The 14807-nt window shown below is 64.3% G+C and carries 13 protein-coding genes; 7 read left to right on the top strand and 6 right to left on the bottom strand.

The genetic code is table 11. The annotated features are described in order from the left end of the window. Positions 1–10: 10 nt before the first annotated feature. The 3 genes from M9955_17755 to M9955_17745 all read left to right on the top strand — a co-directional run bounded on the left by M9955_17755 (position 11) and on the right by M9955_17745 (position 2695). Positions 11–994, top strand: a complete 984-nt coding sequence (locus M9955_17755; protein MCO5083488.1) for an NAD(P)-dependent oxidoreductase — start codon at positions 11–13, stop codon at positions 992–994. A 122-nt stretch (positions 995–1116) separates the two neighbouring features. Then, positions 1117–1431, top strand: a complete 315-nt coding sequence (locus M9955_17750) for an antibiotic biosynthesis monooxygenase (protein MCO5083487.1) — start codon at positions 1117–1119, stop codon at positions 1429–1431. A 103-nt stretch (positions 1432–1534) separates the two neighbouring features. After that, entirely contained in the window at positions 1535–2695 is a 1161-nt protein-coding gene (locus M9955_17745; GenBank protein MCO5083486.1) for an isovaleryl-CoA dehydrogenase, read from the top strand. 40 nt (positions 2696–2735) lie between these two features. Here M9955_17745 and M9955_17740 read toward each other — a convergent pair whose 3' ends face one another. Next, positions 2736–3893, bottom strand: a complete 1158-nt coding sequence (locus tag M9955_17740) for a PcfJ domain-containing protein (protein MCO5083485.1) — start codon at positions 3891–3893, stop codon at positions 2736–2738. Positions 3894–4152: 259 nt separating this feature from the next. Between M9955_17740 and M9955_17735 the strand changes: the two genes are divergently transcribed. Beyond that, complete coding sequence (locus M9955_17735) at positions 4153–5760, top strand: methylcrotonoyl-CoA carboxylase (protein ID MCO5083484.1); 1608 nt, start codon at positions 4153–4155, stop codon at positions 5758–5760. 18 nt (positions 5761–5778) lie between these two features. On the opposite strand, the gene M9955_17730 is transcribed toward M9955_17735, so the two are convergent. From M9955_17730 to cysP, 4 genes are all read right to left on the bottom strand, one after another. Next, the gene (locus tag M9955_17730) at positions 5779–6804 is read right to left on the bottom strand and encodes a sulfate/molybdate ABC transporter ATP-binding protein (protein MCO5083483.1); all 1026 of its coding nucleotides are present in this window, start codon (positions 6802–6804) and stop codon (positions 5779–5781) included. After that, the gene (gene cysW / locus M9955_17725; GenBank protein ID MCO5083482.1) at positions 6801–7694 is read right to left on the bottom strand and encodes a sulfate ABC transporter permease subunit CysW; all 894 of its coding nucleotides are present in this window, start codon (positions 7692–7694) and stop codon (positions 6801–6803) included. Before cysW ends, M9955_17730 begins: the two co-directional genes overlap by 4 nt. Next, positions 7694–8518: a sulfate ABC transporter permease subunit CysT gene (gene cysT / locus M9955_17720; GenBank protein MCO5083481.1), complete on the bottom strand. Its 825-nt coding sequence runs from the start codon at positions 8516–8518 to the stop codon at positions 7694–7696. The genes cysW and cysT overlap by 1 nt, the downstream gene beginning before the upstream one ends. 81 nt (positions 8519–8599) lie before the next feature. Next, the gene (gene cysP, locus M9955_17715) at positions 8600–9586 is read right to left on the bottom strand and encodes a thiosulfate ABC transporter substrate-binding protein CysP (GenBank protein ID MCO5083480.1); all 987 of its coding nucleotides are present in this window, start codon (positions 9584–9586) and stop codon (positions 8600–8602) included. A gap of 317 nt (positions 9587–9903) precedes the next feature. Here cysP and M9955_17710 point away from each other — a divergent pair, with 317 nt between their 5' ends. The 3 genes from M9955_17710 (at position 9904) to M9955_17700 (ending at position 13344) form a co-directional block, all read left to right on the top strand. Then, positions 9904–10662: a VOC family protein gene (locus M9955_17710; GenBank protein ID MCO5083479.1), complete on the top strand. Its 759-nt coding sequence runs from the start codon at positions 9904–9906 to the stop codon at positions 10660–10662. Between the two features lie 115 nt (positions 10663–10777). Then, positions 10778–12721 (top strand): acetyl/propionyl/methylcrotonyl-CoA carboxylase subunit alpha, encoded by a 1944-nt coding sequence (locus M9955_17705; protein ID MCO5083478.1) that lies wholly within the window; start codon positions 10778–10780, stop codon positions 12719–12721. Further along, on the top strand, positions 12718–13344 hold the full coding sequence (locus M9955_17700; protein ID MCO5083477.1) for a YitT family protein: 627 nt from the start codon (positions 12718–12720) through the stop codon (positions 13342–13344). The genes M9955_17705 and M9955_17700 overlap by 4 nt, the downstream gene beginning before the upstream one ends. A gap of 73 nt (positions 13345–13417) precedes the next feature. Here the strand turns inward: M9955_17700 and M9955_17695 are convergent, their stop codons facing one another. Next, the gene (locus tag M9955_17695) at positions 13418–14542 is read right to left on the bottom strand and encodes an ABC transporter substrate-binding protein (GenBank protein ID MCO5083476.1); all 1125 of its coding nucleotides are present in this window, start codon (positions 14540–14542) and stop codon (positions 13418–13420) included. Between the last annotated feature and the right edge of the window lie 265 nt (positions 14543–14807).

The following is a 14807-nucleotide window of genomic DNA, read 5'->3' as shown; positions in this document are numbered from 1 at the left end:
AGAGCGTGGGATGACGATCCTCGTCACCGGCAGCGCGGGGCATCTCGGCGAAGCCCTGATGCGCACGTTGCGGGCGGCGGGGCGGACCGCACGCGGCATCGACATCAAGGCCTCGCCTTTCACCGACGCCGTCGGTTCCATCACGGATCGGGCGTTCGTGGCGCAGTGCATAGATGGCGTCGATGCGGTGATCCATCCGGCTACGCTGCACAAGCCGCATGTCGGGACGCACAGCTACCAGGATTTCGTCGACACCAACGTGACCGGAACGCTGGTGCTTCTCGAGGCGGGGCTGGAAGTCGGCGCGAAGGCCTTCGTCTTCACCAGCACGACGAGCACTTTTGGCTCGGCGCTGACGCCCGGGCCGGGCGAACCGGCGACGTGGATCACCGAAGACGTCACGCCGGTGCCGAAGAACATCTATGGCGCTACCAAGACGGCCGCCGAGAGCCTTTGCGAGCTCTTCGCACGCAGGCACGGCCTGCCCGTGATCGTGCTGCGCACCTCGCGCTTCTTCCCGGAGGACGACGACGATCCAGAACGGCGCGCAAGCCGTAGCCTCGACAACACGCAGGCGAATGAACTGCTTTATCGGCGGGCGGACATCGCCGACGTGGTATCCGCGCATCTTCTCGCAGCGGACAAGGCGCCGGCGAGAGGTTTCGCCCGCTACATCGTCTCGGCCACCACGCCTTTCAGCAAGGGCGACCTTGCGGAATTGCGCGGGGACGCGCCTGGCGCGGTCGCAAGGTTGTTTCCGGATTTCCTGGCGCTTTACGCTTCACGCGGCTGGTCGATGTTCCCCGAACTGGATCGCGTCTATGTCAACGCGCTGGCGCGCGAGGAATTGGGCTGGGAGCCGCAATACGACTTCGCCCATGTCCTCAGCAGCCTGCGCGAAGGCGTGGATTTCCGCAGCCCCCTCGCCCGGAAAATCGGGAGCAAGGGCTATCACGCCGGGACGTTTTCCGAAGGTCCGTATCCTGTGGCATGAGCGCCCAGGAGGTCGCAGCCTCGCGCTGCATTCTTGACTGACGAAATCCGCTTTAATAGTTGCTCGAAGACCGATGCGGGGCGATCGCCTGACGCGGCCGCCCAAGACGAGAGGATTTTTCCATGTACATCGCCATGAATCGCTTCAAGGTGCAGAAGGGCTCCGAGGAGGCATTCGAGACCATCTGGAAGAATCGCGATTCCAGCCTTTCCGAAATGGCAGGCTTCAAGGAGTTCCATCTGCTGCGCGGACCGGTGAACGAGGAAGAAGGCTACACGCTGTTCGCCTCGCATACGGTCTGGGCGAGCAAGGAGGATTTCGTCGCCTGGACGAAGTCCGAGAATTTCCGTGCCGCCCACAAGAATGCCGGGAGCACCAAAGCCACCTATATCGGCCATCCGCAGTTCGAGGGCTTTTCGGTTGTCGAAGGCGCGTAAGCGTCTTCCGTTCCGTCATCCGCTCGTGGAACGGACGGTACTCGTCAAGCGTATTGCCTCCCGATAAAACTGCCGGTTGTGCGGCAAGCAGGGAGACTACGCCTTGTACGAGAACAGCATAGATTTCGGCCTCGGCGAGGAAATCGGGGCTTTGCGCGATATGGTGCGGCGCTTCGCGCAGGATCGCATCGCGCCGCAGGCCGCCGCGATCGACCGTTCGAACGAGTTCCCGGCGGATATGTGGAAGGAACTGGGCGAGCTCGGCCTGCTCGGCATGACGGCCGATCCCCAATTCGGCGGTTCCGGCATGGGCTATCTGGCGCATGTCGTGGCCATGGAGGAAATCTCGCGCGCATCGGCCTCGGTCGGCCTTTCCTACGGCGCGCACTCCAATCTCTGCGTCAACCAGATCAACCGCTGGGGCACGCCGGAACAGAAGGCGAAATACCTACCGGCCCTGTGTTCCGGCGAGCATGTCGGGGCGCTCGCCATGTCGGAAAGCGGCTCGGGCTCCGACGTGGTCTCGATGCGGCTGCGCGCGGAAAAGCTGAACGACCGCTACGTTCTCAATGGCACCAAGATGTGGATCACCAACGGTCCGGACGCGAATACGCTCGTGGTCTACGCCAAGACCGCGCCCACCATGGGCTCGCGCGGCATCACCGCGTTCCTGATCGAGCGCGACATGACCGGTTTCTCGGTTGCGCAAAAACTCGACAAGCTCGGCATGCGCGGATCGAACACCGGCGAACTCGTGTTCGAAAATGTCGAGGTGCCGTTCGAGAACGTGCTGCACGAGGAAGGCAAGGGCGTCGAAGTGCTTATGTCCGGGCTCGATTACGAGCGCGTCGTGCTTGCCGCCGGTCCGCTCGGCATCATGGCCGCCTGTCTCGATGTCGCGGTGCCCTATGTGCAGCAGCGCCGCCAGTTCGGGCAGGCGATCGGCGACTTCCAGCTTGTGCAGGGCAAGCTCGCCGACATGTATACGGCGACAAACGCCTGCCGCGCCTATGTCTATGCCGTGGCCGCCGCCTGCGACCGCCACCAGACGACCCGGAAGGACGCCGCCGGCTGCATTCTCTACGCCGCCGAGAAAGCGACGCAGATGGCGCTCGACGCCATCCAGCTGCTCGGCGGCAACGGCTACATCAACGACTATCCGACCGGCCGCCTGCTGCGTGACGCCAAACTCTACGAGATTGGCGCCGGCACAAGCGAAATCCGCCGCTGGCTGATCGGCCGCGAGATCATGGCGGAAGGCTGACGCCGTTCCGTGCGCCGTTTCAGACGCACGGAACATCTTGTCAGAACAGCATGATCCCGCGCGCCTTGGCCCAGCGCTCGAGGATCTTGCGCTCGTCCGGCAGGGCGACGCGGTTGCCGAACCCACGCACCTGCACGGCGCGATGCTGGCGGTCGAGTTCGATCGTCAGCAGCCGGTCGACCTTGCCGAGCGCGGTGCGGCGCAACGCCCATATCGACGCATTTCCGGCGATGCACTTCGCCGCATAGGTCGAAACGCAATGCCGCATCGCCCGGCTTTCGGCCACGAGGTCGTCGGCCTTTCGCAGTTGCCGGACGATAAAGCGCTCGCCGCGCGCCGTGGCCTCCTTCGCGGATGGCTGCCATTCCCAGTCGGCGAGCGGCGAACCGGGCCACGAACCGCCAGCCGAGGACGAAGCCGGTGCGGTGCGGTTTCGCGCTTCGGCCCGCCGACGCATTGCCTCGATGCGCTCGATGGCGGCAAGGTCGCGGTGCCAATCCTCCATCTGGCGACGCAGCGAGGCGAGTGTACGCCCCTTCAGGCTATACTGCCGGTCGCGGTGACAGGCTGCGTCGAGGAAGTCGCACAGGTCGTCGATTTCCTCCAGCGTCGTCGGATTCGCCGCGAAGAAGCGCGCCGCCTCGCGCCAGAAGGCGAGAGCAGCGCGCGGCGTGCGTGCGATCTTCGACCGCGCGACCCGCAGGGCCAGACCGGGATCGTCCGTATAGCTGCGCGCGATCGCAACCCAGAAGGCGCCGCAGAAATCGATCTCGCCCGGAGAGTTCAGGAACCAGTGCACTTCCTTGCGGGAAAGCCACTGGACGGCCTGCGCCTTGTAGAGCGACACTCCGCCGGCGACGGTGATATACCATCGCTTGCGTAGCCTGATCTCCTCGGCATCCAGCCCCTCGCTCTCCAGCCAGATCTGCTCGAGATGCGCGGGAACGGGATAGCGCGCGAAGAGGTGACGCGCCGCCGCCAGTCGCAGACGCGAGGCGTTGCGGGTCTTGAGCTTCGGCCGCCAGGACTGCGGATCGCGAACGATCTCGTTTTCGAAGCCCCTGCGGGCTTCGGCCAACGCGTTGCGGATATCGGGCGCGGGCCGCGCCTGCTGCGACACCCGCCGCAGCGATGCCTCATAGGCTTCAAGACGCTGGCGTTCGGCCTCCTGCCGACGCCTGATGAACGAGCGTGCCATGGTGGTTCAACCTGAATGGAGTGCTGTGAGCCGAACGCAAAGCGAGCGTCGGCACGGAATGTGTCGATCTCGGTTGCGGGGTCACGGCGATCTCCTTTCGGGTCAAACGGGCGCGCCACATGATCGGCGCTCGTGGCCAAATCAAGGCGATGTCCCGCGAAAATGCAGTGACCGACGATCTTTCAAGAGGACTAGGCGCGGCCCCCGCATCGCTGTTAGATCGGACGGAGCCGTCGCAAGACGGGTTCAGGGAGCCGCTATGCCCATCATCCAGTCGCAGATTTCGCCGTCTTCCGAGACGTTCCGCGCCAATGCCGAGCGGATGCGGGCGCTGGTGTCGGACATTTCTGAAAAGGCGGCGGCGGTGCAGCGCGGCGGCTCGGACGAAGCGCGCGAACGCCACGTTTCGCGCGGCAAGCTTCTGCCGCGCGAAAGGCTGGCGCAGTTGCTCGATGCCGGCTCGCCCTTTCTGGAGATCGGTCAGTTCGCCGCATGGGGCATGTATGACGACAACATAGCCGCGGCCGGCATGATCGCGGGCATCGGCCGTGTCGAAGACAGGGAAGTGATGGTCGTCGTCAACGACGCCACGGTGAAGGGCGGCACCTACTATCCGCTGACCGTGAAGAAGCATCTGCGCGCGCAGGAGATCGCGACGCAGAACAACCTGCCCTGCGTCTATCTGGTCGATTCCGGCGGCGCGAACCTGCCCAATCAGGACGAGGTGTTCCCCGACCGCGAGCATTTCGGCCGCATCTTCTTCAATCAGGCGAATATGAGCGCGGCCGGTATCCCGCAGATCGCCTGCGTGATGGGCTCCTGTACGGCCGGCGGAGCCTATGTGCCGGCGATGTCCGACGAGAGTGTCATCGTGCGCAATCAGGGAACGATCTTTCTTGGCGGGCCGCCGCTGGTGAAGGCGGCGACCGGCGAGGACGTGACGGCGGAGGAATTGGGCGGGGCGGATGTCCACACGCGCCAGTCCGGCGTCGCCGACCATTACGCCCTGAACGACGAGCACGCGCTGGCGATCTGCCGGCGCATCGTCAGAAACCTGAATCGAAAGAAGACGGTAAGCCTCGACTTGCAGAAACCGATTCAGCCGCTTCACGCAGCGGATGAGATTTATGGCATCGTGCCGCAGGACACCCGACAGCCCTATGACGTGCGCGAGATCATCGCCCGCATCGTCGACGGCTCGGAACTCGACGAGTTCAAGCAGAGTTTCGGCACGACGCTTGTCACCGGCTTCGCGCATATCCACGGCATGCCTGTCGGCATCCTCGCCAACAACGGCGTGCTGTTCTCGGAAAGCGCGCTAAAGGGCGCGCATTTCATAGAACTGTGCTGCCAGCGCAAGATTCCGCTGGTGTTCCTGCAGAACATCACCGGCTTCATGGTCGGCCGGAAATATGAAGCGGGCGGCATCGCCAAGGACGGCGCGAAACTGGTGACGGCAGTGGCGACGGCGCAGGTGCCGAAGGTGACGATGATCGTCGGCGGTTCGTTCGGCGCCGGCAATTACGGCATGTGCGGTCGCGCCTATTCGCCGCGCTTCCTGTGGATGTGGCCGAATGCGCGCATCTCGGTGATGGGCGGCGAGCAGGCCGCGACAGTGCTGGCGCTGGTCAAGCGCGAAGGCATCGAGCGCAAGGGCGGCGCTTGGTCAGCCGAGGAAGAAGCCGAGTTTCGCCGCCCGATCCTGGAAAAATACGAGCGCGAAGGTCATCCGCTCTATTCGTCGGCGCGGCTTTGGGACGACGGCATCATCGACCCGGCGAAAAGCCGCGAGGTGATTGCCCTGTCGCTTTCCGCCGCGCTCAACGCGCCGATACCGGACACGAAATTCGGCGTGTTCAGGATGTAGGGGCGAGGTCCGCCGCGATCATTCCGCCAGCGCAAAGACGTTGGCGCGCCTGATCTGTATGACGCCGCGATGCTTTGCGCGAGCCTCGGTCTCCGGCGGCACGTCGAGCTCGACGCCCGTGCCGTCATCGAGTCGCGCCAGCAGACGACGCCCGTCAGGCCGGTCTATGACCCGGGTGATGACCGCCGGCATGCCTCCGCCGGAAACGCTCCAGCCGAGATCGGCGGGGCGCACGAAGATTTCGGCCGCACCATCGGCGACGCCGGAAGCCGGAAGCTCGATGCCTCCGATATGCGCCCGGCCGCCGGATACACGTCCTTCGAGCCGGTTGGCGTCGCCCAGGAAACGCGTGACGAAAGCCGAATTCGGTGCGCGGCATACTTCTTGCGGGGTGCCCTGCTGCACGATGCGGCCTTCGTTCAGGATGACGACACGGTCGGCGAGATCGAGCGCCTCCTCCTGATCGTGGGTCACGAACAGGGTGGTGATGCCCAGTTCGTCATGGATCTCGCGCAGCCAGCGCCGGAGGTCGCGGCGCACATTGGCGTCGAGCGCGCCGAAAGGCTCGTCGAGCAGCAGCACCTTCGGATCGACGGCGAGCGCCCGGGCGAGCGCGACGCGCTGCCGCTGCCCGCCGGAAATCTGCGCGGGAAAGCGCTTGCCCAATCCTTCGAGGCGCACCAGCCGCAGCAGGTCGGCGATGCGGGCATCGATCTCCGTGCGCGTACGCTGCACCTTCGACACTTCCATGCCGAAAGCGATGTTTTCAGCCACCGTCATGTGCGGAAACAGCGCGTAGTGCTGGAAGACGAAGCCGATGCCGCGATCACGCACCGGAATGTCGGTCGCGTCCTGATCGCCGAAGCGGATCGTTCCGCCATCGACATATTCCAGGCCGGCGACCATGCGCAGCAGCGTCGTCTTGCCCGATCCCGAGGGGCCGAGCAGCGCCACAAGTTCGCCGCTGCCCACGTCCAGCGAAACGCCACGCACGGCGCGGAACGTGTCGAAGGTCTTCTCGACGTTTTCAAGGGCGATCTTCATCGGACGGTTTCCACGACGTTCGTGACAGGGGCAGCGAGCGCCGGGCGCGTGGCCCGGCCGGCGCCACGGCGTTCCAGAAGGACTTTGGCGAGAATGGTGAAGACCGCCAGCACGGTCAGGATGGAAGCGGCCGCAAACGCGCCGGCCGTCTGATAGTCGTGGTAAAGCAGCTCGATATGCAGCGGCAGCGTGTTGGTCTGCCCGCGAATGTTGCCCGACACGACGGAGACCGCGCCGAATTCGCCCATGACGCGCGCGTTGCAGAGCACGACGCCGTAGAGCATGGCCCAACGAATGTTCGGCAGCGTCACCGAGAAGAAGGTGCGCCAGCCAGAAGCGCCGAGCGAGGTCGCCGCCTCCTCGAGATCCCTGCCCTGCGCCTGCATCAGCGGGATGAGTTCCCGCGCCACAAACGGCGCCGTGACGAACATGGAAGCCAGCACGATGCCCGGCAGCGCGAACAGGATTTTTAGTCCCGCACTGTCCAGAAGCGGTCCGAACAGCCCCTGAAGGCCGTAGACGAACAGATAGGCCACGCCGGCGACGATGGGCGAGACGGAGAACGGTATTTCGATCACCACCAGCAGGAGGCGCTTGCCCCGGAAGTCGAATTTCGTGATCGCCCACGCGGCGGCAATGCCGAAGGCGGTGTTGACCGGAACGGCGATCAGGGCCGTCACCACGGTCAGGAAGATCGCATGTCGCGTATCAGGATGGCGGATCGCCGCCGCGTAGGCGTCGATGCCCATGGAAAACGCCTGGGCGAAGATGACGAGCAGGGGCGCGACGATCAGCAGCGCCGCACATGTCAGAACGAAGACGAGCAAGGCGTAGCGTGTCGCCGGGCGGTCGCCGACGCACGGCGGCCTGCGATGGACGCGAGCGCTCATCAGGCGACCCTCACCGTATAGCGCAACGCCCTCGCCTGCAGGAAATTGGTGACCGCGAGCATCAGGAAGGCGGCGATCAGCAGCACGGAAGCGATCGCGGCGGCGGCCTGATAGTCGTATTCCTCCAGCCGGATGAAGATGAGAAGCGCCGTTATCTCGGTCTCCATCGGCTGGTTGCCGGCGATGAAGATGATCGCGCCGAACTCGCCGAGACAACGCGCGAAGGAAAGGGAAACGCCCGCCAGAAGCGCGGGCGTAAGTAGTGGCAGGATCACCTTGCGGAAGATCGCCCGATCCGAACCGCCGAGCGACTGCGCCGCCTCTTCCAGCGCCGGGTCGAGATCTTCCAGCACCGGCTGAACCGTGCGCACGATAAAGGGCAGGCTGGTGAAGGCCATGGCGACCATGATGCCGATCTGGGTGTAGGCAACCGTTATGCCTATCTCGCCGAGAAGACTGCCGAACCAGCCGTTTGGCGCGAACAGGGCGGTAAGCGCGATGCCGGCAACAGCAGTGGGCAGCGCAAAAGGCAGGTCGACGATAGCGTCGAGCAGCCGCCGGCCGGGAAATTCGTAGCGCACGAGCACCCACGCCAGCGCCATCCCGAACACGAGGTTGAAGGCGGTGGCGGCCAGCGCGGCAAGGACGGTGACGCGATAGCTGGCGACCGCCCGGCCCGACGACACGATGCGCCAGTAGTCTTCCGATCCGAGGCTGGCCGCCTTGAAGATCAGCGCGCCGAGCGGCAGCACGACGATCAGGCAGACGTAAAACAGAGTTATCCCGAGCGACAGCGAGAGCCCGGGCAGCACACGATGCTTCAACAGAGGCATCCTTCAATCGGAACGAGCAGATGGCCGGCGAGCTTTCGCACGCCGGCCATCTGGCGGAAATAAATACTCAGGTCAACGTTCGCCGTAGATCTGGTCGAGGAGCGCGCCGGATGCGAAATGCTCCTTCTGAACGGTCGGCCAGCCGCCGAAGACGTCCTCGACCTTGACCAGACGCACTTCAGGGAACCTGTCCTTGAACCCGGCTGCGACTGCCGGGTCATTCACGCGATTGCCATTCTCGGCGAGTATCTTCTGGCCCTCGGGCGTGTAGAGGAAGTCGAGATAGTTCTTCGCCAGCTCGCGCGAGCCGCGCTTGTCGACGACCTTGTCAACGATCGCGACCGGGAATTCGGCGAGAAGGCTGACCGACGGCACGATGCTCTCGAACTTGTCCTCGCCGAATTCCTTGCGGATGCCGGTCGTTTCGGACTCGAAGGTGATGAGCACGTCGCCGATGCCGCGCTCCACGAAGGTCGTCGTCGCCGCGCGTCCGCCGGTGTCGAAGACCGGGACATTGTCGAACAGCCTGGTGACGAACTCCTTCACCTTGGCTTCGTCGTTGGCGAACGCCTCCCTGGCGTATGCCGTCGCGGCCAGATAGGTGTAGCGCGCATTGCCCGAGGTTTTCGGATTGGGGAAGATGACTTTCACGTCGTCGCGCACGAGGTCGCCCCAGTCCTTGATACCTTTCGGATTGCCGGCGCGCACGAGGAAGGACGGAAGGGAATAGAACGGCGAGGAAGCGTTCGGGAAATCGCTCTGCCAGTCCTCGCTGACGAAGCCGTTCTTGACGAGGAAATCGATGTCGGTGACCTGGTTGAAGGTGACCACGTCAGCCTCGAGTCCCTCGACGATGGCGCGTGCCTGCTTCGAGGTGCCGGCATGCGACTGGTCGATGGTGACGCCCGGATGTCCGGCCGTGAAAGCGGCGTTGACCTGAACGAACAGTTCGCGCGCGACGTCATAGGAGGCGTTGAGCAGCTTGTCCGGCGACTGGGCCGAGGCAGGCCCGGCGAGAAGCGTCGCCAGTGCGACACCGATGAGAAGAAGGCGCTTCATGGAATCCCCGTACGGAAGGAGTGTGTGATCCGGCTGGAAAATAGCGGTCATTTGGCGTTTGTATGAGGCGCGCAAATCGCCAGTCTGGGAAAATACTGGAAAATACGACCTGAAATCAGGGAATTTGTGCAAATTTCTTCCGCGCGAGAGGTGCAGCCGCTGTCCAGGGGAACAATCGAACGGACTGCCCATTCGGCCTGCGGGGATGTCAGCTCCTGCCATCATGTTGTCAGTAGTGGGCGCAGGAGCAGATAGTATGGTCATATCGTCGCGGTTAGCATGTGGTTCCAGCATCCGATCAACCAAAGGTGAGTGAGATGACGAAACCGGCAGGCTTTTTCTGGTACGAACTGATGACGACGGATGTTCCTGCGGCGGAGGCTTTCTACAAAGCCGTTGTCGGGTGGAATTCCGAACCGTTCGGCGGCGCGGGCGTGGACTACATCGTGGTGAAGGCGGGTGACCGTGGCATCGGCGGCATCATGGCGACGCCGGAAGATGTCAAGGGCGTGCCGCCGATGTGGGCGGGCTACATCTATTCCGCGGATGCCGATGCCACGACGGCCAGCATCCGGAACGCGGGCGGCATGGTTCATCGTGAGCCGGCGGATATCCCGGAAGTCGGACGCTTTTCCGTTGTCGCGGACCCGCAGGGTGCGATGTTCATGCTGCTGCAGCCGACCGGCGATTACACGCCGCCGCTTCCGCGCAACGCTCCCGGCAATATCAGCTGGCACGAGCTTCATGCCGCCGACTGGCCGAGTGCGTTCGACTTCTACGCGTCGCAGTTCGGCTGGGAAAAGGGCGAGCCGATGGATATGGGCGAGATGGGCACGTACCAGTTGTTCACCGTCGACGGCGAACTCGTCGGCGCGATGTTCAACAAGCCGTCCGAAGTGCCTTTCCCGGTCTGGTTGTTCTACTTCAACGTTGAAAGCATCGATGCCGCACGCCAGCGGGTGATCGACAATGGCGGCAAGATCATGCTGGAGCCGATGGAGGTTCCGGACGGCTGGGTGCTGCAGGGCACCGATCCTCAGGGCGCCTGGTTCGCGCTTTCCGCGCCGAAACGGTAGCACGGGCGATCGAAGCGCGGTGCCGCCGCACCGCCTTCGATCGCATGCGTCTTGGCTCTGGCTTTGACCCGCCAGACGTGACAGTTTCGTGCGAGATGGTTCGTCGCTCGCACGCATGTTCGCCAAGATTCTGATTGCCAATCGCGGGGAGATCGCCTGCCGGATCATCCGGACGGCGCGGCGCATGGGCATCGCCACCGCCGCGGTTTATTCGGATGCCGACCGGCTTTCGCTGCATGTCGTCATGGCCGACGAGGCCGTGCATATCGGCGCTGCGGCCGCAAGCGACAGCTATCTGCGTGGCGACAGGATCGTCGCGGCTGCGTTGGAGACCGGCGCCGAGGCGATTCATCCCGGATATGGTTTTCTTTCCGAGAATCCGGATTTCGTCGATCAGGTGACGGCGGCGGGACTGACCTTTATCGGCCCGACCGCCGATTCCATCCGCGCCATGGGGCTGAAGGACGCGGCGAAGCGCCTGATGGAGAAAGCCGACGTGCCGGTGGTACCGGGCTATCACGGCGAAGCGCAGGCGATCGTCGTGCTCGCCGGAAAGGCCAGCGAGATCGGCTATCCGGTGCTGATCAAGGCGCGCGCCGGCGGCGGCGGCAAGGGCATGCGCCGCGTCGACGATCCTGCCGATTTTCCCGACGCGCTGTCCGCGGCGAAGCGCGAGGCAAAGGCGGCTTTCGGCGACGACGCGGTGCTGGTCGAGAAATATGTCGAGAAGCCGCGCCACATCGAGGTGCAGGTGTTCGGCGACAACCATGGGAACGCCGTCCACCTCTTCGAGCGCGACTGTTCGGCGCAGCGGCGGCACCAGAAGGTCATCGAGGAGGCCCCTGCCCCCGGCATGACGGCCGAGATGCGCGACGCGATGACGGGCGCCGCCGTCAGGGCGGCGAAGACCATCGGATATTCCGGCGCGGGCACGATCGAATTCATCGTCGACGCCTCGGAGGGGCTGCGGCCCGACCGTTTCTGGTTCATGGAGATGAACACGCGCCTGCAGGTCGAGCATCCGGTGACCGAGATGGTCACCGGCATCGACCTTGTGGAATGGCAGTTGCGTGTCGCAGCGGGAGAGCCACTGCCGAAGCGTCAGGAGGACATCCGTCTCAACGGCCACGCCTTCGAGGCCCGCATCTATGCCGAGGATGCCGCAAAAGGTTTTCTGCCCGCGGTCGGCACGTTGCACCATCTGCGCTTTCCCGCTGTGACGCCTTCCGGATCTGTCCGGGTAGAGACCGGCGTCCGTGAGGGCGATGCGATCTCTCCCTATTATGATCCCATGATCGCCAAGCTGGTCGTGCACGGCGCGGATCGCGGAACGGCGCTCGACGGCCTTTCCGACGCCCTGCGTGCTACCGAGATCGCCGGCTCCGTCACCAATGCCGGCTTCCTGTTCGCGCTGGCGACGGATGCCGACTTCGCGACGGGCGATGTGGACACCGGCCTGATCGCGCGCAAGCAGGAGACGTTGACGGCAGCAGCCTTGCCCACGGCGAGCGCCATCGCCGAAGCGCTGGTCGCATCTTCCGGCATGGAAGCGAAGATAGCTTCGGACGATCCGTGGGCGGCGCTGGGCAGCTATGCCCACTTTCATCCGCTGGGCCGTCGCACGTCGATCACATATGGAGACGAGATCTACGAAGCGCGATTGCTAAAGACAGGGGAAGGGGCCATCCGGTTCGCGGGACATGAAAGCCGGGCCGATAGGGACACCGGGCGTGACGCGGTGCACGCCGTCCGATGGCCCGGTCATGTGACGGTGTTCGAAAGCGGCCGAGCCTTCACCTTCGCCCTGCCCGATCCGCTCGACGTCTCGGCAGAAGCGGAAGGCGGTTCGATGCGCGCGCCCATGCCGGGACTGGTGAAGCTCGTCCGCGCCCAGGCCGGCGACATGGTCACGAAAGGCCAGCCGTTGCTCATCCTCGAAGCGATGAAGATGGAACATACGATTGCCGCCAGCCACGACGGCACCATCGCCGAAATCGCGGATGAAGGCGCGCAGGTGAGCGAGGGCACGGTTCTGGTCCGGTTTTCGGAAGACGCATGAAACTGACCGCCGTTCCGGAAACAGCCGTCGAGAAGCACAGCCTCGCCGAGGATGCGATGGCGCTGTTCTGGGGCACCAGCTTCGTCGCGCTCGGCCTCGTCATCTACCAGAAGGCGATGCTGATGACGGGCAGTTCGGCAGGCATCGCGCTGCTCATCAGCTACGCGACCGGGTACGGTTTCGGCCTCATCTTCTTCGTCATCAACCTGCCCTTCTGGTATCTCGCCGTGAAGAAGATGGGCTGGCCCTTCACCATCCGCACATTTCTGGCGGTCGGCCTGTTCTCCATCCTGTCACGACTGGCGCCCGGATGGATCGACATCGAGGCGATCCATCCCATCTATGCAGCCGTGATGGGCGGCGGGTTGATGGGTATCGGCCTGCTGATCCTGTTTCGCCACCGGGCGGGGCTCGGCGGATTCAACGTGCTCGCGCTGTATCTCCAGGACAATTACGGCATCCGCGCCGGCTACTTCCAGCTTGCCGTCGACCTCACCATCCTGGCGGCGTCCTTCACCGTGCTCGACTGGCATCAGGTGGCGCTGTCGGTGGTCGGCGCCGTTGCGCTCAACCTCGTCATCGCCATCAACCACCGCAAGGGCCGCTATGTCGGCATGAGCTGACGAGCGGGGGCCGAAACGAACATGGCCGGAGTCGCCTCCGGCCATGTCGATTGTCGCCTGAGAAGAACCGCAATCAGGGCTGGATCGGCGCGTATTTGCCGTCGTGCCACTGGTTGATGTCGTAGCTGGCGTTCTTGAGGTCGCCCTTCTCGTCGAAGACGACTTCGCCGACCACCGTCTGGATCGGCTTGCCGTCCTTCAGCGCGGCTGCGACAGCGGCCGCGTCCTCATCCGTGCCGGCGCGCTCGATGCCCTGCGCGATCGCCTGGATGGTGGCGTAGGAGAACAGCGTGAAGCCTTCCGGCACGAAGCCGCCGGCCTTGATCGCCTCGATGGCCTCCTTGGCCTCCGGCTTCGCCTGCGGATCGGACGGGAACACGAACATCGTCCCCTCGCCGGCCGGGCCGGCGATCTGCCAGAATTCCGGCGAAGCGATGGAGTCCGGCATGATGAGCTGGAACTTGAGGCTCTGCTCGGCCGACTGACGCAGGATCAGACCCGCCTCGGGATGATAGCCGCCGAAATAGACGACGTCTGCCTTGAGGTCCTTCAGCTTGGTGACGAGCGCCGAATAGTCCTTCTCGCCGGCATTGATGCCTTCATAGAGCACCTCGTTCAGACCGCCGGCGTTCATGGTTGCCTTCACGGCGTCGGCGACGCCCTGACCGTAGGCGCTCTTGTCATGCAGAACGACGACGTTCTTGCCGGCATACTTCTGGGCGATCCACGGGCCGATGAAGGCGCCCTGCGCGTCGTCGCGGGTGTAAAGGCGCATGATCGTCGACCAGCCGTTCTTGGCGGCGGCGTCGGTCATTTCCGGGTTGGACGAGGCGGGGCTCATCATCAGCACGCCCGCTTCGGCGTAGACGGCCGAGGCCGGGATGCTCGAACCCGAGCAGGCATGACCGTCGACGAACTTGATGCCGTTGGCGACGATGCGGTTGGCGATGGACACCGCCTGCTTCGGATCGCAAACGTCGTCCTCGATGACGATCTTGATCTGCTTGCCGGCGACGCCGCCCTTTTCGTTGATCGTCTTGGCCGCGGCTTCCGCGCCCTGCTTGAACTGGTCGCCGATGGTAGCCAGCTGCCCGGTCATCGGGCCGGCGACGGCGATCTGGATCTCCTGAGCATAGGCGGCGGCCGCACTCATCGCGAGCGCGGCGATCGAGGCCGCTAGGACATTCCTCAACTTCATGACTGTCTACTCCCTGTTCCACGGCCGAGCCGTCAGGGTTGCGACAATCTCATTGCTGCCGACATTTGTATAGGCGCATGGTTGTCGCGGACGTTGGGCCTCGGATGCAAAGCAAAAGCCGCGCCGGCATTGTCCCTGCCGGTCGCGGCTTTCGCTGGTCCCCTGTCACCTGTTCCCTGTCATCTCGGCGCGGCTGGTCTGGTCAGGACCGCCGCGTTCTCGGTCTTGGGGCGCCGGCCGTCTTCCCGCGGCCGCACCCGACGTC

The sequence above is a fragment of the Rhizobiaceae bacterium genome, assembly GCA_023953845.1.
Taxonomy (GTDB): Bacteria; Pseudomonadota; Alphaproteobacteria; order Rhizobiales; family Rhizobiaceae; genus Arvimicrobium.
The sequence above is the reverse complement of the archived record's forward strand: the minus strand, read 5'-3'. Positions and strand labels throughout refer to the sequence as shown.